Source organism: Streptomyces griseoaurantiacus, from assembly GCF_036189845.1.
GTDB classification, from domain to species: domain Bacteria; phylum Actinomycetota; class Actinomycetes; order Streptomycetales; family Streptomycetaceae; genus Streptomyces; species Streptomyces griseoaurantiacus.
Window position 1 is genome coordinate 4,568,816 of the sequence record NZ_CP108326.1, and the last position, 19,956, is coordinate 4,588,771.

The 19,956-nt window shown below is 72.7% G+C and carries 19 protein-coding genes; 7 read left to right on the forward strand and 12 right to left on the reverse strand.

All coding sequences use genetic code 11. The annotated features are described in order from the left end of the window. The first annotated feature begins 21 nt into the window (after positions 1–21). From OHB09_RS20400 to OHB09_RS20415, 4 genes are all read left to right on the forward strand, one after another. A complete protein-coding gene (locus OHB09_RS20400; protein ID WP_319119077.1) occupies positions 22–1,305 on the forward strand; it encodes a hypothetical protein in 1,284 nt (427 codons plus the stop codon). 112 nt (positions 1,306–1,417) lie between these two features. Then, positions 1,418–2,644 carry an amidohydrolase gene (locus OHB09_RS20405; RefSeq protein ID WP_319119082.1) on the forward strand — a complete coding sequence of 409 codons (1,227 nt, stop codon included), beginning with the start codon at positions 1,418–1,420 and terminating at the stop codon, positions 2,642–2,644. Between the two features lie 341 nt (positions 2,645–2,985). Beyond that, on the forward strand, positions 2,986–4,017 hold the full coding sequence (locus OHB09_RS20410; RefSeq protein ID WP_167792742.1) for a BMP family lipoprotein: 1,032 nt from the start codon (positions 2,986–2,988) through the stop codon (positions 4,015–4,017). A 160-nt stretch (positions 4,018–4,177) separates the two neighbouring features. Further along, positions 4,178–5,218, forward strand: a complete 1,041-nt coding sequence (locus OHB09_RS20415) for a sigma-70 family RNA polymerase sigma factor (RefSeq protein WP_050811090.1) — start codon at positions 4,178–4,180, stop codon at positions 5,216–5,218. Here OHB09_RS20415 and OHB09_RS20420 read toward each other — a convergent pair. From OHB09_RS20420 to OHB09_RS20455, 8 genes are all read right to left on the reverse strand, one after another. After that, positions 5,111–5,455, reverse strand: a complete 345-nt coding sequence (locus OHB09_RS20420) for an STAS domain-containing protein (RefSeq protein WP_310592012.1) — start codon at positions 5,453–5,455, stop codon at positions 5,111–5,113. The two genes, OHB09_RS20415 and OHB09_RS20420, sit on opposite strands and share 108 nt — an antisense overlap. 156 nt (positions 5,456–5,611) lie before the next feature. Then, complete coding sequence (locus tag OHB09_RS20425) at positions 5,612–6,895, reverse strand: thymidine phosphorylase (protein ID WP_040894158.1); 1,284 nt, start codon at positions 6,893–6,895, stop codon at positions 5,612–5,614. Positions 6,896–7,020: 125 nt separating this feature from the next. Then, positions 7,021–7,434, reverse strand: coding sequence for a cytidine deaminase (locus OHB09_RS20430; RefSeq protein WP_006138423.1), 414 nt, complete (start codon positions 7,432–7,434; stop codon positions 7,021–7,023). After that, a complete protein-coding gene (locus OHB09_RS20435; RefSeq protein WP_006138425.1) occupies positions 7,431–8,693 on the reverse strand; it encodes an ABC transporter permease in 1,263 nt (420 codons plus the stop codon). The genes OHB09_RS20430 and OHB09_RS20435 overlap by 4 nt, the downstream gene beginning before the upstream one ends. Further along, positions 8,690–9,814: an ABC transporter permease gene (locus OHB09_RS20440; protein WP_006138426.1), complete on the reverse strand. Its 1,125-nt coding sequence runs from the start codon at positions 9,812–9,814 to the stop codon at positions 8,690–8,692. Before OHB09_RS20440 ends, OHB09_RS20435 begins: the two co-directional genes overlap by 4 nt. Beyond that, positions 9,811–11,511 carry an ABC transporter ATP-binding protein gene (locus tag OHB09_RS20445; protein ID WP_191890602.1) on the reverse strand — a complete coding sequence of 567 codons (1,701 nt, stop codon included), beginning with the start codon at positions 11,509–11,511 and terminating at the stop codon, positions 9,811–9,813. Before OHB09_RS20445 ends, OHB09_RS20440 begins: the two co-directional genes overlap by 4 nt. 397 nt (positions 11,512–11,908) lie before the next feature. Then, on the reverse strand, positions 11,909–12,958 hold the full coding sequence (locus OHB09_RS20450; protein ID WP_006138428.1) for a BMP family lipoprotein: 1,050 nt from the start codon (positions 12,956–12,958) through the stop codon (positions 11,909–11,911). A 279-nt stretch (positions 12,959–13,237) separates the two neighbouring features. Then, positions 13,238–14,563 (reverse strand): MFS transporter, encoded by a 1,326-nt coding sequence (locus tag OHB09_RS20455; protein ID WP_328918576.1) that lies wholly within the window; start codon positions 14,561–14,563, stop codon positions 13,238–13,240. Positions 14,564–14,683: 120 nt separating this feature from the next. Here OHB09_RS20455 and OHB09_RS20460 point away from each other — a divergent pair, with 120 nt between their 5' ends. After that, positions 14,684–15,604, forward strand: a complete 921-nt coding sequence (locus tag OHB09_RS20460) for a LysR family transcriptional regulator (RefSeq protein ID WP_234528517.1) — start codon at positions 14,684–14,686, stop codon at positions 15,602–15,604. A 29-nt stretch (positions 15,605–15,633) separates the two neighbouring features. Here OHB09_RS20460 and OHB09_RS20465 read toward each other — a convergent pair whose 3' ends face one another. Continuing rightward, complete coding sequence (locus OHB09_RS20465; RefSeq protein WP_319119075.1) at positions 15,634–16,395, reverse strand: prolyl oligopeptidase family serine peptidase; 762 nt, start codon at positions 16,393–16,395, stop codon at positions 15,634–15,636. Positions 16,396–16,508: 113 nt separating this feature from the next. Between OHB09_RS20465 and OHB09_RS20470 the strand changes: the two genes are divergently transcribed. Further along, complete coding sequence (locus tag OHB09_RS20470; protein WP_006138435.1) at positions 16,509–17,624, forward strand: adenosine deaminase; 1,116 nt, start codon at positions 16,509–16,511, stop codon at positions 17,622–17,624. Between the two features lie 177 nt (positions 17,625–17,801). Continuing rightward, positions 17,802–18,161, forward strand: a complete 360-nt coding sequence (locus OHB09_RS20475; RefSeq protein ID WP_006138437.1) for a hypothetical protein — start codon at positions 17,802–17,804, stop codon at positions 18,159–18,161. A gap of 149 nt (positions 18,162–18,310) precedes the next feature. Here the strand turns inward: OHB09_RS20475 and OHB09_RS20480 are convergent, their stop codons facing one another. From OHB09_RS20480 to OHB09_RS20490, 3 genes are all read right to left on the reverse strand, one after another. Continuing rightward, complete coding sequence (locus OHB09_RS20480; protein WP_006138438.1) at positions 18,311–18,511, reverse strand: PspC domain-containing protein; 201 nt, start codon at positions 18,509–18,511, stop codon at positions 18,311–18,313. Between the two features lie 111 nt (positions 18,512–18,622). Beyond that, entirely contained in the window at positions 18,623–19,204 is a 582-nt protein-coding gene (locus OHB09_RS20485; protein ID WP_176945139.1) for a VanZ family protein, read from the reverse strand. Positions 19,205–19,349: 145 nt separating this feature from the next. Beyond that, positions 19,350–19,946 (reverse strand): hypothetical protein, encoded by a 597-nt coding sequence (locus tag OHB09_RS20490; protein WP_006138441.1) that lies wholly within the window; start codon positions 19,944–19,946, stop codon positions 19,350–19,352. Between the last annotated feature and the right edge of the window lie 10 nt (positions 19,947–19,956).

Below are 19,956 nucleotides of genomic sequence, written 5' to 3' on the forward strand. Positions count from 1 at the left end.
GGACGGACGGTCCTTTCGCCGATGAGCCCCCGCGCCGCGACACCCGGCCCCGAAGCCGGTTCCGGCACCGGTCCCGATCCCGCCAACGGTGCCGGCCCCGGCAGCGATTCCGGCACCCTCGCCTTCGTCGAGAGCCCGGTGCAGCTGCTGAACGTCCTGGAGTGGGCACACGCACACGCTCACGTGCCCGCGCCCGCGTCGGACGGGCGGCGGCCGCCCGGCGCGGGCCTCACCCTGGTCGTCCTCTCCCCCGTGGACCCGATGACCCGCGGTCAGCTCCGCCGCATGGCCGAACTGGCCCGCGAGGAGGGGCACCGGGTCCGCTGGGAGGAGGCGCGCGGCGGCACCCTCGCCCCCTTCCGGACGGTGGGCGGTCTCACCGCCCTGCTGCGCCGGGCGCGGCGGGTGGTCATGGGCGACCCCTTCTCCCGCTACGTCCAGCTCCTGCTGACCCTGACCGGGGCGCGCGAGCTGGTCGTGGTGGACGACGGCACGGCCACGATGGAGTTCGTCACCCAACTGGCCCAGGGCGAACGCCTGGTGCGCTGGCACCGCAAGGGCGGCCGTCCGGGCCCCCGGGATCTCCTGTTCGCCCCGGTGTCGGCGGTGGCCCGCCGCCGGCTGCGCGCCACGCCCGCGCGCACGGTCGAGATCTTCTCCGCGATGCCGATCGGGGAGGTCCCGGAGGGCGTCACGGTGACCGCCAACACGTTCACCTGGACCCGCGCCCGCTTCGGCCCCCCGCGCGTCGCGAAGGGCGCCGACCTGGTCGGCACCTCGCTCGTGGAGACGGGCGTGGTCGATGTCGAGCACTACCTCGACGCGGTCCGGGCCCTCGCCTCGGCGCACGGCGCCGGCCGCTACTTCGCCCACCGGCGCGAGAGCACGGAGAAGCTCCACCGCCTGGCCGTGGAGACGGGCCTGGAGATCGTCCGCCCCGACCTGCCCCTGGAACTGATCGCCCGCCGCGGCCCGGTCGGCCGCACGATCCTCAGCTTCCCCTCGACGGTCGTCCACACCCTCCCCCTGGCCCTGGCCGGGACCGAGGTCCGGGTGGCGGTCTGCGACATCGACCCCGGCTGGCTCACCACCAGTGCCTCGCCCCGGGCCCGGACCTTCCTGACCGGCGTCACGAGCACCGCGAGGGACGTCCACCGGCTGCCGGGGACGTCGGCGACGGCGGCGGGACAGGCGGGACCCGAGGGGACGGCGGGGCCGACGGGAAGCAGTGTGTGGCGGAGGTCACATCGGCGGGAGCGATGCCCCGACTCGGCCGACAAGTCCGGGCAGTTTACCCAGCCGTGAAGGTCGTCATGCGGCGTGTCCCCGGGATTTTTTCGCCCAACGGCCTGAACTTTGTTGATCACGGGTTGGTTGTGCGTCCGATCGGCCTACCCTTCAAAGGGTGAACCATGTGATGTCCCCAGAGTCCGAGGCCGACATCCCGGGGAACGCTGTGCTCCCCGGCGCGCTGCCCGCCGCCCTGCACGCCGAGCTCGTGGCCTTCCGCCGCGATCTGCACATGCACCCGGAGCTCGGTAACCAGGAGTTCCGCACGACCGCCGCGATCAAGGCCCGCCTCGAGAAGGCCGGGCTCACGCCGCGTGTCCTCGAGGGCGGGACCGGGCTCGTCTGCGACATCGGTGACACCGGGGACCGGGCCGACGGCCCGATCCTCGCGCTGCGCGCCGACATCGACGCGCTGCCCATCCCGGACACCAAGACCGACTGCGCCTACCGCTCCACCGTGCCCGACCGGGCCCACGCCTGCGGGCACGACGTGCACACCACGGTCGTCCTCGGCACCGCGCTCGTCCTCGCCGGGCTGCACCGCGAGGGCCGGCTGCCGCGCGGAGTGCGGATGATCTTCCAGCCCGCCGAGGAGGTGCTGCCCGGAGGCGCCTCCGACGTGATCGCCTCCGGCGCCCTCGACGGAGTCGGCCGGATCATCGCCGTGCACTGCGACCCCAAGGTCGACGCCGGCCGCATCGGCCTGCGCTACGGCGCCATCACCTCCGCCTGCGACCGCGTCGAGATCGCCCTCGACGGACCCGGCGGCCACACCGCGCGCCCCCACCAGACCACCGACCTGGTCACCGCCGCCGCCCGCGTGGCCCTCGACGTGCCCGCGCTGGTGCGCAACCGGGTCGACGCCCGCAGCGGGCTCTCCGTCACCTGGGGCCGCATCGAGTCCGGCCACGCCCCCAACGTGATCCCCCAGCACGCCGAGCTGTCCGGGACCGTGCGGTGCCTGGACCTGGACGCCTGGCGGATCGCCCCCGACGTCGTGCACGCCGCGGTCGACGAGATCGCGAACATGTACCGCGCCAAGTCCGAGATCAACTACATCCGGGGCGTCCCGCCGGTCGTCAACGATCCCGTCGTCGCCGAACTGCTGCGCGACGCGATGACCGCCCGGCGCGGTGCCGACTCCATCGAGGACACCCCGCAGAGCCTGGGCGGCGAGGACTTCTCCTGGTACCTGGAGCACGTGCCGGGCGCGATGGCCCGCCTCGGCGTGCGCCGGCCCGGCGACCGGACCGTGCGCGACCTGCACCAGGGTGACTTCGACGCGGACGAGCACGCGATCACCGTCGGCGTGGAGATGTTCACGGCGGCGGCCCTCCTGCACCCGGACCACTGACGGTCCCTCCTCGCGCGAAGGCGCCCGCGAGGCCCTCGCGGGCGCCCCTTGCGTCCCCTTCGCCCGGCCGCGACATCGGCCCGTAACGCCCGTCGACCGCCCGTAACCCGGAGGCGGCACGAATCGGTAACGGCGGCGCCGAACCCCGTTCCCCCGTTCTTCTACGCGCGTTACTGTGCGCCCGAATCGCTGCCGCAGCGGCGCGTTCGATCGAGCCGGCCGGCCACGGGTGCCGGAAACGAAGGGTGCTTGTCGTGCGTTCGAATCCCCGCAGATCCCTCAGATTCCCCACGTCCCCCGGACTCCGCGGAACCTCCTCGCGCCGGATCTCCCGCGCCGCGGTGGCCGTCTCCGTCGTCGCGCTCGTGGCCGCCGGCTGCGGCAAGTCCAGCAACGAGGCGAGCGACTCCGGCAAGGACTCCTCCGGCGGCTACTCGGGCAAGGGCATCGGCCTGGCGTACGACATCGGCGGCAAGGGCGACCAGTCCTTCAACGACGCCGCGTACGCCGGTTTCGCGAAGGCCGAGAAGGAGTTCAAGATCGGCGGGCGGGACATCGAGCCGCAGGACGGCGAGTCCGATGCCGACAAGATCCAGCGGCTGACCACCCTCGCCAAGGCGGGCTACAACCCGATCATCGGCGTCGGCTACTCCTACGCGCCCGCCGTGAAGGAGGTCGCCGCCCACTACCCGAAGGTCACCTTCGGCATGATCGACGACGAGACGATCAAGGCGAAGAACGTCGTCGACCTGGTCTTCAGCGCGGAGCAGTCCTCCTACCTGGCCGGCGTCGCGGCGGCCAAGGCCAGCAAGAAGGACCACATCGGCTTCATCGGCGGCGTCGACATCCCGCTCATCCACACCTTCGAGGCGGGTTTCGACCAGGGCGCGAAGTCCGTCAACCCGAAGATCAAGATCGAGTCGCAGTACCTGACGGAGACCGCGGCGGAGGGCGGCTTCTCCAGCCCCGACAAGGGCCAGAGCGCGGCGGACGGCCAGATCGACGCCGGCGCCGACGTGATCTACCACGCGGCCGGGCTCTCCGGGCAGGGCGTGATCAAGGCCGCCGCCACGCACAAGGTGTGGGCGATCGGTGTCGACTCCGACCAGTACCGGCAGTCACCGCTGGCGAAGTACAAGGACCACATCCTCGGCTCCGCGCTGAAGAACGTCGGCGGCGCGGTCTACGAGCTGGTCAAGTCCGTCCACGAGGGCAAGCCGCTGAGCGGCGTGGTCGTCGGCGACCTGAAGTCCGGCGGTGTCGGCTTCGCGGACTCCAACCCCGGGTACCGCGCCATGAAGGACGTGGTGGCCGCGGTGGAGAAGGCGAAGGAGGACGTCGTCGACGGCAAGGTGAAGGTCGCGACGGAGTAGCCGCCCGGCCCGGCCGTGAAGGGAGGGGCCGGACGGCGACCACCCCGCCGACCAGCCCCTTCCCCGTTCCACCACGCCGATGTCAGTCCCCTGCGGTAGCTTCCGGAGTGCGGGGGGCCACAGCGCCCGTACAAGCACACGGCCACAGGGGTGGGTGGACATGAACGACGGCACGGCGACCGCACAGGACCCGGCAGCGACCGAACCGCTGGACGCCCGGCTCGAACGCCACCGCGTCGAGCTCACCGGCTACTGCTACCGCATGCTCGGTTCCTCCTTCGAGGCGGAGGACGCGGTCCAGGACACCATGGTCCGCGCCTGGCGCAGTTTCGACCGCTTCGAGGGCCGCTCCAGCCTCCGCTCCTGGCTCTACCGCATCGCGACCAACGTCTGCCTGGACATGCTGAACGCGGGCAACAAACGGGCCCGCCCGATGGACCTCACGGAGTCCACCCCGCTCGCCCGGGCCGCCCTGGCGCCCCGCCCGGACCACACCTGGCTGGAGCCGGTGCCGGACGCCCGGGTCCTGCCCGCCGTCAGCGATCCCGCGGAGGCCGCCGTGGCCAAGGAGTCCGTGCGGCTCGCCTTCATGGCCGCGCTGCAGCAACTGCCGCCCAAGCAGCGGGCGGTCCTCATCCTGCGCGAGGTCCTCGCCTGGCGGGCGAGCGAGGTCGCCGAGCTCCTCGGCACCTCGGTCGCCTCGGTGAACAGCGCACTGCAGCGGGCCCGCGCCACCCTCGCCGAGCGCCCGGCCGGGGAGGGCGCCGAGGCCGCCGTCTCCGATCCGATGGACGAGGAGCAGCGCAAGCTCCTGGAGCGCTACGTCGCCGCCTTCGAGGGCTACGACATGACCGCGCTGACCGCCCTGCTGGCGGAGGACGCGATCATGACGATGCCGCCGTTCGACCTGTGGCTGCGCGGCCCGGAGGACATCACCGGCTTCATGACGACGCTCGGCGCGGCCTGCGCGCACTCGCGCCTGGTCCCCGTCGAGGTCAACGGACTGCCCGGGTTCGCGCAGTACAAGCCGGACCCGGAGACGGGCGGCTTCACGGCGTGGGCGGTGCAGGCCCTGGAGATCTCGCCCGAGGAGTCAGGCGGCCGGATCACCGGGTTCCACTGCTTCCTCGACACCGAGCGGTGGTTCCCCCTGTTCGGACTGCCCCTCCAGCTCGACGGGGAGGGCGAGGAGGCCGAGTAGCGCTCGCAGCTCGGGCGAGGGCCCCCGGACCCGGATGCGCCCGCCGGCCCGGCGGGCGGCGAGCTGGAGCCGGGCGAGGACGTCGACGAGGACGAGTCCGGAGGTGAGGACCCCGCCGACGTCGCAGACCACCGCGCCCCCCTCGGCGGCGGCCGCCCGCGCCCGGACGTCACGGCTCAGCCGCCCCACGTCGTCCCGGCCGACGAACGGGGGAAGCACCAGCACAGCGGGTGTCACGGAATCCACGGTCGGTAGACGCCCCGCCCTCCCGCGACTCATCGGTCCCCGCACGACGCCTTCGCCCGGGGATCGGCCCGGACGTGCGAACGGGACCGGCGGGGGTCCACCGGTCCCGTTCATCCGGTCCCGTCATCCGAAAAGGGAAAAGCCCGGTCAGGCGATGCGTTCCAGGACCACCGGCGTCCGGTTGAACTCGGCGCCCTGGGCGGCGATGTCGCAGGCGTTCTCCAGGGCCTTCAGAGCGTACTCGAAGCGCTCGGGGGTGTCGGTGTGCAGGGTCAGCAGGGGCTGGCCCTCGGTGACCCGGTCGCCCGGCTTGGCGTGCAGCTCCACACCGGCCGCCGCCTGCACGGGGTCCTCCTTGCGGGCGCGGCCGGCGCCCAGCCGCCAGGCGGCGACGCCGACGTCGTAGGCGTCGAGGCGGGCGACCACGCCGGAGGCGGCGGCCGTGACCACGTGCTGCTCGCGGGAGGTGGGCAGAGGCGCGTCCGGGTCGCCGCCCTGGGCGCTGATCATGCGGCGCCAGGCGTCCATCGCGGAGCCGTCTGCCAGCGCCTTGGCCGGGTCGGCGTCCGTCAGCCCGGCCGCGTCGAGCATCTCCCGGGCGAGCGCGAGCGTCAGCTCGACCACGTCCGCCGGGCCTCCGCCCGCGAGGACCTCCACCGACTCGCGGACCTCCAGCGCGTTGCCGGCGGTCAGCCCGAGCGGGGTGGACATGTCGGTGAGCAGGGCGACGGTCTTCACGCCGTGGTCCGTGCCCAGGCCCACCATGGTGCGGGCCAGCTCGCGCGCGTCCTCCACCGTCTTCATGAAGGCGCCGCTGCCCGCCTTCACGTCGAGCACCAGCGAGCCGGTGCCCTCGGCGATCTTCTTCGACATGATCGAGGAGGCGATCAGCGGGATCGACTCGACCGTGCCGGTCACGTCCCGCAGCGCGTACAGCTTCTTGTCGGCGGGGGCGAGCCCGTCACCGGCCGCGCAGATCACCGCGCCGACGCCATCCAGCACGGACAGCATCTCCTCGTTGGACAGCAGCGCCCGCCAGCCGGGGATCGACTCCAGCTTGTCCAGTGTGCCGCCGGTGTGGCCGAGGCCCCGTCCGGAGAGCTGCGGCACGGCGGCGCCGCAGGCGGCGACCAGCGGGGCCAGCGGCAGCGTGATCTTGTCGCCGACGCCTCCGGTGGAGTGCTTGTCGGCGGTGGGGCGGGAGAGCGAGGAGAAGTCCATGCGCTCGCCCGAGGCGATCATCGCGGCGGTCCAGCGGGCGATCTCGTGCCGCTCCATGCCGTTGAGCAGGATCGCCATGTTGAGCGCGGCCATCTGGTAGTCGGCGACCTCGCCGCGGGTGTAGGCGTCGATCACCCAGTCGATCTGCGCGGCGCTGAGCTCGCCCCCGTCCCGCTTGGTGCGGATGACGGAGACGGCATCCATCGACAACGACGTCATGGCTTTCCTTCCGGAGGGGGAGCACGCGCACGTGCGGATTCGGAACGCCGTACGGCCCCGCCGAGCTGCTCAGCAGGGCCGTACGGGAAATGCGGGAGGAGCGGGAGCGAAGCAGGTCAGCCGACCAGGTGGCCCGGGCCGAAGGCCTGCGGCAGCATCTCGGACAGCGGCAGGATGCCCGCCGGGGTCTCCAGGAGCATGTCGGGCCCGCCGAACTCGTACAGGAGCTGCCGGCAGCGGCCGCACGGCACCAGGCTCTCGCCCCGCCCGTCCACGCACACGAAGTGCGTCAGCCGCCCGCCCCCGCTGTCACGCAGCGCGGAGACCAGCCCGCACTCCGCGCACAGGCCGAGCCCGTAGGAGGCGTTCTCCACGTTGCAGCCGGTGACCGTGCGCCCGTCGTCGACGAGGGCGGCGGCACCGACCGGGTAGCCCGAGTAGGGGGCGTAGGCGCGCGACATCGCCGCGCGCGCCGCCTCCCGCAGGGCCTCCCAGTCGACGCCGGACGCCCCGGCACCGGTGGGGGTCACTTGCCCTGCCCCTTGCGGTAGGGCAGACCGTCCGCCTTCGGCATCCGCAGGTGCTGCGCGGAGAGCGAGAGCACGAGCAGCGTGACCACGTACGGGGTCGCGGTGACGACCTGGCGCGGGACGTCGTCCGTGGAGACGTACCAGAGGAACATCAGCACGCCGACGACCGCGGTGGCCACGGCCGGCACGTGCCGCTTCCGCCACACCAGGTAGGCCGCCCCGAACACCAGCAGGATCGCCAGCAGCAGGATCAGCGCGTGCACGTTGGTGGTGCCGCCGCGCAGGTTGAGGCTGTCGGTGTAGCCGAACAGGCCCGCACCGAGGGCGAGGCCGCCCGGCATCCAGTTGCCGAAGATCATCGCCGCGAGGCCGATGTAGCCGCGTCCGGCGGTCTGGCCGTCCAGGTACACGTTGGAGGCGACGATCGACAGGAAGGCGCCGCCCAGCCCGGCGAAGCCGCCGGAGATCAGCACGGCGAGGTACTTGTACTTGTAGACGTTGACGCCGAGGGACTCGGCGGCCACCGGGTTCTCGCCGCAGGAGCGCAGCCGCAGCCCGAAGGCGGTGCGCCACAGCACCCACCAGGACAGCGGCACGAGTGCCACGGCGATCACGGTGAGCGGCGACAGGTCGGTGATCAGGCCGCCGACGAGGCCGGCGAGGTCGGAGACCAGGAACCAGTGCTTGCCGTTGAGCGTGGCCAGGCCGCTGGAGATGCCGGGGATGTCGAAGGTGCCGAGGGAGTCGATCGGCGGGGACTGCTTGGAGGAGCCCTGCGGGACGCCCTCGAAGGTGAACTTCGACAGGTAGCGGGTGGTGCCGAGCGCCAGGATGTTGATGGCCACACCGGAGACGATGTGGTTCACGTTGAACGTGACGGTGGCGATCGCGTGCAGGATACCGCCGAGGACACCGCCGAGGATGCCGAAGACGACACCCGTCCACGGGCCCCACTGGTAGCCGGCCCAGGCACCGAACCAGGTGCCGAGGATCATCATGCCCTCGAGGCCGATGTTGACCACGCCCGCGCGCTCGGCCCACAGACCGCCGAGACCGGCGAGGCCGATCGGGACGGCGAGCCGCAGCGCGGTGGACATCTGGCCGGTGGAGGTGATGCCGTCCGCGCCGGTGATCAGCCGGACCACGGAGGTGAGGACCAGCACGCCCGCGATGACCAGCAGGAGCACCGGGAGCGAGAGCCGACGGCCGCTCCGGCCGGGCCGCTTCGCCTGCTGCTTGGTGAGGGTCGCGGTGCTCATCGGGCCGCCACCTCCTTCTTGTCGGTGTTGCGGGCGGCGGCGGCGAGTTCCGCGCCGACCCGCTTCTGCTGGCGGCGCAGCCCCCACTGCCGTACGGCCTCGTAGGAGATGACGACCGCGAAGACGATCAGGCCCTGCATGATCGTCGCGATCTCCTTCTCGTACGCCACCGGGGTCGCGTAGTCGAGGGCGGGCGAGGCCTTGTCGAGCAGGGCCCAGAGCAGGGCGGCGAGCGCGATGCCGCCGGGGTTGTTGCGGCCCAGCAGGGCGATGCCGATGGCGGTGAAGCCGAGACCGGCGGGGAAGCTGAGGCTGTAGGTGTGGGTGTCGCCGAGCAGCAGCGGCAGGCCGGCCAGGCCCGCGACCGCGCCGGAGATCACCATGGAGAGGAACACCATCCGCTTGGCGTTGACGCCGGAGGCCGCGGCGGCGGTCTCGGAGGCGCCGGTGGCGCGCAGGTCGAAGCCGAAGCGGGTGCGGTTGAGGACCAGCCAGTAGCCGATGCCCAGCAGGATGGCGAGGAAGACCAGGCCGTAGATCTCGCCGACGTCGGCGCCGAGGTCGATGCCCGGGATCCAGCCGGACTTGCGCATCACGCCGGTCGTCATGTTGTTGCCGAGCTGGACGCCCCACACGTGCGCGAGGGTGACGTAGCCGATGACGGCGGTGGCGATGGAGTTCAGCATGATCGTCGCGACGACCTCGCTGACGCCCCGGGTCACCTTCAGCGCACCGGCGATGCCCGCCCACAGCGCGCCCGTGCCCATGGCGACCAGGAGCAGCAGGGGGATCTGCAGGAAGTTCGGCAGGGCCACGTTGGCGCCGACCACGGCGGTCATCACGACGGCGAGGCGGTACTGGCCGTCGACGCCGATGTTGAACAGGTTCATGCGGAAGCCGAGGGCGACCGCGATGGCGGCGATGTAGTACATCGACGCCTGGTTGACGATCAGCACCTGCACGTCGGAGTACGAGGCCTGCTGGAGCATCAGCCGGTAGGGCTCGAACGGGTTGCGGTCCGAGGCGAGCAGGACGACGGAGGTCAGCGCGATCGCCAGGACGAGCGCGATGACCGGTCCGGCCACTGCGAGGAGCACCCGCTCCTTGTCGAACTTCTTCATCGGGCCTCGTCCTCCGGGGCGGCCTCGGTGGCGCCGCTCGGGGCGCCTGATTCGTCGTGCTCCAGGTGGCCGGCCGCGGCGCCGGTCATGGCGGAGCCGAGTTCCTCGGGGGTGATGGTGGCCGGGTCGGCGTCGGCGACGAGGCGGCCGTTGTAGATCACCCGCAGGGTGTCCGACAGGCCGATCAGCTCGTCGAGGTCGGCGGAGATCAGCAGCACCGCCAGGCCCTCGCGGCGGGCCTCGCGGATGCGGTCCCAGATCTGCGCCTGCGCGCCGACGTCCACACCGCGGGTGGGGTGCGCGGCGATCAGGAACGTGGGGGAGTGGCTCATCTCGCGGCCGACGATCAGCTTCTGCTGGTTACCGCCGGACAGCGAGGCGGCGGTGACGTCGATGCCGGGGGTGCGGACGTCGTACTCCTCGACGATCCGGCGGGTGTCGGCCTGGGCGCCCTTGGGGTCCAGCCAGAAGCCCTTGGCGTTGGGCTTCTCGGTGACGTGGCCGAGGATGCGGTTCTCCCAGAGGGGGGCCTCCAGGAGCAGGCCCTGGCGGTGGCGGTCCTCGGGGATGTAGCCGACGCCCTGCTCGCGGCGCCTGCGGGTGGGCCAGGGGGTGATGTCCTCGCCGAGGAAGCGGAGGGTGCCGGAATCGGCGTGCCTGGTGCCGATCAGCGCGTCGATCAGCTCGGTCTGCCCGTTGCCCTCGACACCGGCGATGCCCATGACCTCGCCGGCGTGGATGGTGAACGTGACGTCGTCGAGCACCCGGCGCACGTCGGCGTCGGTGGGGGCGGTGGGCACGGCGCCGGTGCCGCCGCTGGCCGCGGGGGCGGTGACGTCGCTCGCCTCGGCCACCTCGCCGAGCGAGGCGCCGGCGGCGTGGACGGTGAGGTTCTCCACCTCGATCACCGGGCGGTCGGTGACCGTGGACTCGGCGGTCTCGGGGGTGGGCAGCTCGCTGCCGACCATCATCTCGGCGAGCTGGCGGGGGGTGGTCTCGGCGGGGACGGCGGTGCCGACGGTGGTGCCGCGCCGGATCACCGTGATCTCGTCGGCGACGGAGAGGACCTCGCCCAGCTTGTGCGAGATGAAGATGACGGCCAGGCCCTCGGACTTCAGTTCGCGCAGGTTGGCGAAGAGCGCGTCGACCTCCTGCGGCACGAGGACCGCGGTCGGCTCGTCGAGGATGAGCGTGCGGGCGCCCCGGTAGAGGACCTTGAGGATCTCCACCCGCTGGCGGTCGGCGACGCCGAGGCTCTCCACCAGGACGTCGGGGCGGACGCCCAGGCCGTACCGTTCGGAGATCTCCTTGATCTTCCGGCGGGCGCCGCCGCCGATGCCGTGGAGCTTCTCGCTGCCCAGGACGGTGTTCTCCAGGACGGTGAGATTGTCCGCGAGCATGAAGTGCTGGTGGACCATGCCGATGCCGCGGGCGATGGCGTCGGCGGGGCTGCCGAAGGCCACCTGCTCGCCGTCGACCGCGATGGTGCCCTCGTCCGGCTTCTGCATGCCGTAGAGGATCTTCATCAGCGTCGACTTGCCGGCGCCGTTCTCGCCGACGAGGGCGTGCACGGTGCCTTTGCGGACGGTGAGGTGGATGTCGTGGTTGGCCACCACCCCCGGGAACCGCTTGGTGATGCCGGCCAGCTCGACCGCGGTCGACCGCGCGGTGAGCGGAGGGCTGCTGGACGCGTCGATGGCGCACTCTCCTTGGAAAAGGGGCCGATCTACGCGCGTAGCGCCCCTGCCTTAAATAGTGCTCGGGTGCATGTCGTTCGCGCCGTGGATCCCCGGCGTTCCCGACCGTTCCCGAGCATTGTGCCGTGCGGACGGCGGTGCGGGTCGGCCCGTCCTCCCCGCACTCCGTCGTGCGGCTGCCACGCTGCCACTGCGGGCTCGCGCTGACCATGGTCCCGGGGGACCGCGTGATGACGTCGTGGCCGGGACGTCGTCGCGTCGTGACCCCCGGCCGGGAGACGGTGCCGCCGCCCGGTGCCGGCCGGGGCCGGCGGGCGGGCGGCGGTCCGGCGGGCGGGCGGCGGTCCGGCGGGTCCGGCGGCGCACCGCCGGACCCGCCGTGGTCCGCGTCAGTCCGTCAGGACGCGTTGACCTTGATCGAACCGTCCTTGATGCCCTGCTCGGCCTTCTCGAGGGCGGCCTGCAGGTCCTTGTCGTTCTTGAAGACCGGGTTGGAGTCGGCCAGGCCCACCCCGCCGTTCTCCAGGGACCCGCGGATCTCGCCGCTCTGCGGCTTCTTGTCCTTGATGACGGACTTGGCGAGGTCGTAGACCTGGCCCTGCACGTTCTTCAGGGCGGAGGTGAGGATGTACTTCTTGTACTTCGCCAGCGCCGACTGGTTGTACTGGTCGGAGTCGACCCCGATCGCCCACACCTTGTGCGCGGCGGCGGCCTTGATCACGCCCTGCCCGGAGAGGCCGGCCGCGTGGTAGACGACGTCCGCACCGGCGTCGATCTGGCCCTCGGCGGCGCTCTGGCCCTTGTCGGGGCTGGAGAAGCCGCCCTCGGCCGCGGTCTCCGTCAGGTACTGCGACTTGACCTTGACCTTGGGGTTGGTGTCCTTGACGCCCTGCTCGAAGCCGGCCTCGAACTTGTGGATCAGCGGAACGTCCACACCGCCGATGAAGCCGACGACGTTCGACTTGGTGGTCTTCGCGGCGGCGACACCGGCGAGGTAGGAGGACTGCTCCTCGTGGAAGACCAGGTCGGCGACGTTGTCCGCCTTGATGGTGTTGTCGTCGACGATGCCGAAGGTCACCTTGGGGTACTTCTTGGCGGCTTCCTTGACGGCGGGGGCGTAGGCGAAGCCGACGCCGATCACCGGGTTGTAGCCCTCCTTGGCGAGCTGCTCCAGGCGCTGGACCTTGTCCGCGTCGGACTCGCCGTCCTGGGGCTCGATGGCCTTGGAGCCGGTGTCGAAGTCCGTGGCGGCCTTCTCCATGCCGGCGGTGGCGGCGTCGTTGAAGGACTGGTCGCCCTTGCCGCCGACGTCGTACGCGAGGGCGACGCCCTTGCTCTTGTCGCCGCTGCCGGCGGACTCACTGGACGAACTGCCGCAGGCGGACGCCGTGACGGCGAGGGTTGCGGTCGCGAGGGACGCGATCGCGATTCGGGACACCCGGCGCATGGAAGGAGACTCCTTTGTGCAAGCGCCTCTACCAGGCGCTGGTTCCGCCGCAGCGTAACGCGCGTAGACGAGCCGGAAAAACCCTTCTGTCCGCTCCGTTACCGAGCTGTGCCGTCGGAAACGGGTGGGCCCGGGGCGACGCGAGGTGCGGGGCGTGGCCGGTCCGGGCGGGGCGGTGGCCGCTCGCGGGGGCCTCCGTGCCTCGTCACGAGGGTGGACACCCGCGCGGCCGGCGTCCGCCGGTGCCGCGCGGGTGCCCGCCCCTGTGAGGAGGGGGCCCTACGCCGTCCGGGTGGCGGCCGTGCGGCGGGCCGCCCGGGTGCCCAGGAGGGTGATCGAGGTCACGCCCGCCAGGGCCAGCAGGCCGAGGGCGACCGTCCCCGCCCAGCCCGTCGCGTGATAGGCCGTGGCGCCCAGTGTGGACCCCACGCTGGAGCCGATGTAGTAGGCCGACTGGTACAGCGCCTGTGCCTGCGCCCGGCCGTGCGTGGCCGTCCGGCTCACCGCCGAGGACGCCACCGCGTGGCCCGCGAAGAAACCCGCGGTGATGAGCACCAGGCCGAGGAGCATCAGCGGCAGCGAGTCCGCCAGCGAGAGCAGCAGGCCCGCCGCCGTCGTCCCGCCCGCCAGGTACAGCGCCCCGCGCCGGCCGAGGCGCCCCACGAGACGGCCCGCCGTGGACGCCGAGACCGTGCCGACCAGGTACACCAGGAAGATCGAGCCGATGATGCCCTGCGGCAGCGAGAACGGCGCGTCGGTCAGCCGGTAGCCGATCACCGTGTAGACGCCGCCGAAGACGGTCATGAACAGCGCGCCGATCGCGTACAGCCGGCGCAGCAGCGGATCGCCGAGGTGGTCGCGGATCGCGCCGAGCAGCACGCGCGGCCGCAGCGAGCCCGCCGTGAAGTGCCGCGGCGCCGGCAGCAGCAGCCGGAACGCCACCGCGCACACCACCGCGACGAGGCCGATCGTGCCCACGGCCACCCGCCAGCCGAAGAGCTGCGCGACCCAGCCGGTGAGCAGCCGGCCGCTCATCCCGCCCACGCTGTTGCCCGCCACGAACAGGCCGATCGCGGTCACCAGCGCCTTGGGCCGCACCTCCTCGGCCAGGTACGCCGTCGCCGAGGCGGGCAGCCCGGCCAGGGCCGCGCCCTGCACGGCGCGCAGCGCCACCAGCCAGCCGATCGTGGGGGCGAACGGCACGAGGAGCCCCACGGTGACCGCGACGGCGAGCGAGGCCGTCATGACCGTGCGCCGCCCGAACCGCTCCGACAGGGCGCTCATCGGCAGCACGAACAGGGCCAGGCCGCCGGTCGCGGCCGCCACCGTCCAGCTCGCCGCGCCCGCGGTCGCCGCCATGTCCTCGGAGATCAGCGGGAGCAGCGCCTGGGTGGAGTACAGCAGGGCGAAGGTGGCGACGCCCGCGAGGAAGAGGGCGAAGCTCATCCGCCGGTAGCCGGGGCCGCCCGGGGTCAGCCGGGAGTCGGCGTCGGGGGCGGGCATGTCGACGGCGGCGGGGGCGGGGGCGGAGGCGGGGGATGCGGAGGTGTCGGCGGGGGCGTCGGCGCTCACCCTGGTGAGCGCCCCGGTATCGGCGGGAGACATGTCTCGAACCTAAGGACCCCGCCACTGATCCGTCCAATGCATGAAACCCTCATAATCGTTCCCGTGACGCATCAGCAGAGGCCCGGGCCGCGCCTGTCACCTTCCGGTGACACAAGTGACATGGAAGACATCGTCGCGGCGCTCGTCCCGCGCCTCGCCCACTTCGCCGGTGTCGCCCGCACCGAGCACGTCACGCGGGCCGCGGGCGAGCTGCGGGTGCCGCAGTCGACGCTGTCCCGCGCGATGGTCCGGCTCGAACAGGACCTCGGCGTCGACCTGTTCGCCCGTCGCGGCCGCGCCGTCTCCCTCACCCCCGCGGGCCGGAGCTTCCTGCGCTCCGTCGAACGCGCCCTCGCCGAGATCGGCCGGGCCGTCGAGGAGGTGCGCGCGGACGCCGACCCGGCGGGCGGCAAGGTCGCCTTCGGGTTCCTGCACACCATGGGCTCCGAGACGGTCCCCGGACTGATCCGCGCCTTCCGCGCCGACCACCCCCGGGTCCGCTTCAGCCTGGTGCAGAACTACGGCGAGGCCATGCTGGAGGGGCTGCGCGCGGGCGAGCTCGACCTGTGCCTGACCTCACCGGTGCCGGACGCGCCCGACCTCGTCGGACGGCGGCTCGACGAGCAGAAGCTGCGGCTGGTCGTCCCGGCCGACCACCGGCTGGCCGGACGCCGCCGGGTGCGGCTCGCCGAGGCCGCCGACGAGGCCTTCGTGACCCTGGAGCCCGGCTACGGGCTGCGGCGCATCACCGACGACGTCTGCCGCGAGGCGGGCTTCGTGCCGCGGGTCGCCTTCGAGGGGGAGGAGGCCGAGACACTGCGCGGGCTGGTCGCCGCCGGACTCGGCGTCGCGCTGCTGCCGCCGCCCGCCGTGCCGCGCCCGGGGGTCGTCGAACTGACCGTCACCGCGCCGCGGGCCGTGCGGGAGATCGGCGTGGCCTGGCTGGAGGGACATCCGGACACGCCGCCGGTGGCCGCGTTCAAACGGTTCCTGCTGTCCCGCCGCGGCCGGCTGCTGTCCACCACGCCCCCCGACCTGTGAACGGGGGCGCCGGGAGCCCGCGGCACGGGTCACTTGGGGCGCGACTGGCCGAACCCCGCCGCCAGCGGCATCCGCAGGCCCAGCGGCGGCGGCGCCGCGAGCGCGTCCTGTACCGGGCGCGAGAACGGGCGGCCGAACAGCGCGCCCCGCACGAAGTCCGCCGTGAGCGCGTACACCTCGGACCGGTACTGGCGCAGCCCGTGGCCGTCGGAGTGCACCTCGAAGCGGCACACGTCCCGGTTGGCCTTCTTCGCCCGCGCCGCGAGCCGGAAGGACCGTTCGGGGTCGGTGCGCCGGTCGCTGGTGCCGTGCACGAGCAGCACCCGGCGCCCGACGAGCTGCTTCACCGGTTCGGGCGGAACCGCCCTGTCCTCCTCGGGGAGCCGGGGCGCGAGGGCGACGACCGCGTCGACCGCCTCGTGACCGCCCGCGCGCAGTGCCGCCCTGCCGCCCATGCCGAGGCCCACGAGGCAGACGGAGACGTCCCCGTACCGCCGTAACACCTCGTCCACGGCCCAGGAGGCGTCCTGGGCCGGATCCGCCTCCTCGCCGTTCCAGCCGAGCCGGCGGTAGTGCACCGTATGCGCCGCCAGGCCCTCCTCGCGGCTCACGCGGAGCAGCCGACGGGCGAGCGGACGCACCGAGACGGCCGATCTCAGGACGGACGGCCTGCGCTCCGAGTCCTCCCGGCCGTCCGGGAGCAGCAGCACCACACCGCTCACCGCCGTCTCCCGCGGACCGAGCGCCCTCCCCAGCCGGGCCTGGCGAACCGGCGTCGCTTGCTGTGCCATGAAAGAACAGTGGCAGAAGTCGTGCCGCACGCCATCCTTCCGGGCGATCACTGTTACGTATCGACGGGCCGACGCCCCCTGGTGTCTACGCGCGTAGGCGCTATGGTGCGGCAATGACGAGCCAGCACGAGCACACCCCCAGCTCCGATCAGATCCGCCGCGCGCCCAAGGTCCTGCTGCACGACCACCTCGACGGCGGGCTGCGCCCCGGCACCGTCGCCGAACTGGCCCGCGCCACCGGCTACTCCGGCCTGCCGGAGACCGATGCCGACAAGCTCGGCCTGTGGTTCCGCGAGGCCGCCGACTCCGGGTCCCTGGAGCGGTACCTGGAGACCTTCTCGCACACCGTCGGCGTGATGCAGACCCGCGAGGCGCTGGTGCGGGTCGCCGCGGAGTGCGCGGAGGACCTCGCCGAGGACGGCGTCGTCTACGCCGAGGTGCGCTACGCCCCCGAACAGCACCTGGAGGGCGGACTCACCCTGGAGGAGGTCGTCGAGGCCGTCAACGAGGGCTTCCGGGAGGGCGAGCGGCGCGCCCGGGAGAACGGCCACCGCATCCGGGTGGGCGCCCTGCTGACCGCGATGCGGCACGCGGCCCGCTCCCTGGAGATCGCCGAACTGGCCAACCGCTACCGCGACCTGGGCGTCGTCGGCTTCGACATCGCGGGCGCCGAAGCCGGCCACCCGCCGACCCGGCACCTGGACGCCTTCGAGTACCTGAAGCGGGAGAACAACCACTTCACGATCCACGCCGGCGAGGCCTTCGGACTCCCCTCCATCTGGCAGGCCCTGCAGTGGTGCGGTGCCGACCGCCTCGGCCACGGCGTGCGCATCATCGACGACATCGAGGTGCGTGAGGACGGCTCGGTGCACCTCGGCCGCCTCGCCGCCTACGTCCGCGACAAGCGCGTACCGCTGGAGCTGTGCCCGAGCTCCAACCTCCAGACCGGGGCCGCCGCCTCCTACGCCGAGCACCCCATCGGGCTGCTGCGGCGGCTGCACTTCCGGGCGACGGTCAACACCGACAACCGGTTGATGTCCGGGACCAGTATGAGCCGGGAATTCGAGCACCTGGTCGACGCGTTCGGTTACACGCTCGACGACATGCAGTGGTTCTCGGTCAATGCTATGAAGTCAGCATTCATTCCTTTCGATGAACGACTGGCGATGATCAATGACGTGATCAAGCCTCGGTATGCCGAGCTGAAGTCCGAATGGCTGTTCCAGTAGGGGTGGCCTGAACTGCGTTGATGCATGAGCGGAAGGTCGCGAAATGATTTCCTGCGGAATCCGCCTCCATGAATTCTTCACCCTCGTGGTGTGAAGGGATGTTTGCGGCGGACGGTCCCGCGTGTTTACGGTCGTGGACCGCTCATCCCCGTCAACGCTTTCAAGGACGCATTCACTATGAAGCAGTCTGCTGCCAAGACCCTCGGTGTCGCCGCTCTCGGTGCCGCCTTCGCCGCGGCCGGCGCGGGCGCCGCGAACGCCGCCCCGGCCGTGCCGGACGTCACCTCGGGCCTGGACACCGTCACCCACGCGCTGCCGGCGGACGGCCTCGCCAAGACGCTGCCCGGCGCGGGCCAGGTGCTCGGCCAGGGCCAGGGCGCGGTCGGCCGCACCCTGGAGGCCGCCGAGCCGGCCGTGCAGCACGCGCTCCCCGGCGGTCAGGGCGCCACCGGGCCCCTGGGTGGACTGCTGGGCGGCCTGCCGGTCCAGGGTCTGCCGACCCACGGTCTCCCGGTGAACGGCATCCCGCTGGGCTGACCCGGGACACCGCGCCGCACGCGGTACGACGCCGGTGGGCGCCCTCCGTCCGGAGGGCGCCCACCGGCGTCTCCGTGTACCCGGGCGTCCGCGGTGCGGGTGCCGCCGCTCTCCGGCGTCCCGCGCCCACCGCCCTCCGGCCGGCCGGGTCACCAGGCCGAGGCGGTCCTGTCCTCCGAGGGCAACAGGATCCACAGGGCTATGTAGAGCAGGAACTGCGGCCCCGGGAGCAGGCAGGAGACCAGGAAGATCACGCGCATCGTCGTGGCCGAGGTGCCGAAGCGCCGGGCCAGGGCCGCGCACACTCCGCCGATCATGCGTCCGTTCGTGGGGCGGGCCAGGGTGGTCATGGGAAGGCTCCTTCGTCGAGGCGTGGAAGGGGCGAACCGCTGTCACAACCGGTGAGCGGTGTGCCCTCGTGAAATCCACGCTACGCGGACGAAGCGGGCACCGTCGTCACTCTAAGGAGCCACTTTCACCCTGGGAATCGTCGGGGTCCGACCCTGAGAGGGTTCCGGCGCCGGCTCCTCCCCGAGGAGGGCGGCACCGCCCCGGCCCTCGGCCCCGCGGCGGAGCCGGGCCCGGACCGCCGGGACCACGGCGAGGTGCGCCAGGACCACTCCCGCCGTGTTGAGCAGCAGGCAGTCGATGTCCACCACCCGGCCGGGAACGCCGGTCTGGGCGAGTGCGATGCCCAGGGACAGGAGGGCGCCGGCGGTGGCCGTGCGGACCAGGGAGGCGAGCGGGGCGGAGTCCAGCCGGGCGTGGACGGCCGGGAGGAGGACGCCGAGCGGCGAGAGCAGGGCGAGTCCGGCCGCGATCCTGCGGGCCGCCTCCGCGGGGGGCAGGGCGAGGTCGGCCCGGATGCCGGCGAAGGGGCGCATGTTGGCGGGGCTCACCCAGGGGACGTCGAGAGGGCGCAGCGTGAGCCAGGCGACAAGGGCGAGGTGGGCGACGAGGAGGGCGATGCCTGTCGCTCGGAGCCGGGGGACGGGGTTGCCGCGAGGCGTGATGTCGTCGCGGGCGGGACCTTGTCGCTGCACGCAAGCGTAGACGCGGACCGTGGGGGCATCGGTTCCGGGCGGCCGGCTTCCGCTCCGCCGCGCCCGGGGCCGTGGCGGAGCGGGAACGACGCCGTGGCGGAGCGGGAACGGTCCCGCCTCCGCCCCCGGCCCCGCCCCGGCCCGCTCAGCTCTTCCCGACCGCCTTCGGCTCGGGGTCCTGGCTCGCCGGGTGGGTGCGCAGCCCGGTGGTGCAGGTGTAGCGGTTCAGGGGGGTGGCGGCGGGGCCGCCGAGGATGATCGTGCCGTTGTCCGCCGCCGTGGCCTCCGAGTCGGCGAACGTGCAGATGATCTGCGCCAGTTCGGCCGGTCCGAGGCGCTTCGGGGGCACGCTCAGACGGAAGGTGTTCTCCGGGTCGCGGGCGTCGGGACCGACGACCCGCAGGCCCTCGCGCACGCCCGTCGAGTAGCCGGCCGTGGTCTCCGGCGACGTGGGCTTCGCGGACAGTTCGTCGAGCAGGCTCTGGGCCACCGCGACCCGTCGTTCCGCCTCCGCCGCGCCGCCGGATATCCGCACCGAGCGGTCCACCGCCACGAGCTGCTCCGCGCACACGAGGAAGACCTGGACGGGTATGCCCGGGTCGGCCGAGGCGGTGCTCTCCGCCGCCGGCAGCGAGCAGGGCAGTCGCGAGGGCGCCGGGCCGAAGTCGGTCGGCACCTGGGTGGCGCGGATGCCGCAGCCGGCGAGCGCCGTCGCGAGCAGGGGCAGGAGGAGCAGTCCCACGCGCCTCGGG

What these genes read in the sequence shown, in the direction of transcription:
- OHB09_RS20400 (WP_319119077.1), top strand. Translation starts at nt 22, where the DNA reads ATGAGCCCCCGCGCCGCGACACCCGGCCCCGAAGCCGGTTCCGGCACC.
- OHB09_RS20405 (WP_319119082.1), top strand. Translation starts at nt 1,418, where the DNA reads ATGTCCCCAGAGTCCGAGGCCGACATCCCGGGGAACGCTGTGCTCCCC.
- OHB09_RS20415 (WP_050811090.1), top strand. Translation starts at nt 4,178, where the DNA reads ATGAACGACGGCACGGCGACCGCACAGGACCCGGCAGCGACCGAACCG.
- OHB09_RS20435 (WP_006138425.1), bottom strand. Translation starts at nt 8,693, where the DNA reads ATGAGCACCGCGACCCTCACCAAGCAGCAGGCGAAGCGGCCCGGCCGG.
- OHB09_RS20440 (WP_006138426.1), bottom strand. Translation starts at nt 9,814, where the DNA reads ATGAAGAAGTTCGACAAGGAGCGGGTGCTCCTCGCAGTGGCCGGACCG.
- OHB09_RS20450 (WP_006138428.1), bottom strand. Translation starts at nt 12,958, where the DNA reads ATGCGCCGGGTGTCCCGAATCGCGATCGCGTCCCTCGCGACCGCAACC.
- OHB09_RS20455 (WP_328918576.1), bottom strand. Translation starts at nt 14,563, where the DNA reads ATGTCTCCCGCCGATACCGGGGCGCTCACCAGGGTGAGCGCCGACGCC.
- OHB09_RS20460 (WP_234528517.1), top strand. Translation starts at nt 14,684, where the DNA reads ATGGAAGACATCGTCGCGGCGCTCGTCCCGCGCCTCGCCCACTTCGCC.
- OHB09_RS20465 (WP_319119075.1), bottom strand. Translation starts at nt 16,395, where the DNA reads ATGGCACAGCAAGCGACGCCGGTTCGCCAGGCCCGGCTGGGGAGGGCG.
- OHB09_RS20470 (WP_006138435.1), top strand. Translation starts at nt 16,509, where the DNA reads ATGACGAGCCAGCACGAGCACACCCCCAGCTCCGATCAGATCCGCCGC.
- OHB09_RS20475 (WP_006138437.1), top strand. Translation starts at nt 17,802, where the DNA reads ATGAAGCAGTCTGCTGCCAAGACCCTCGGTGTCGCCGCTCTCGGTGCC.
- OHB09_RS20480 (WP_006138438.1), bottom strand. Translation starts at nt 18,511, where the DNA reads ATGACCACCCTGGCCCGCCCCACGAACGGACGCATGATCGGCGGAGTG.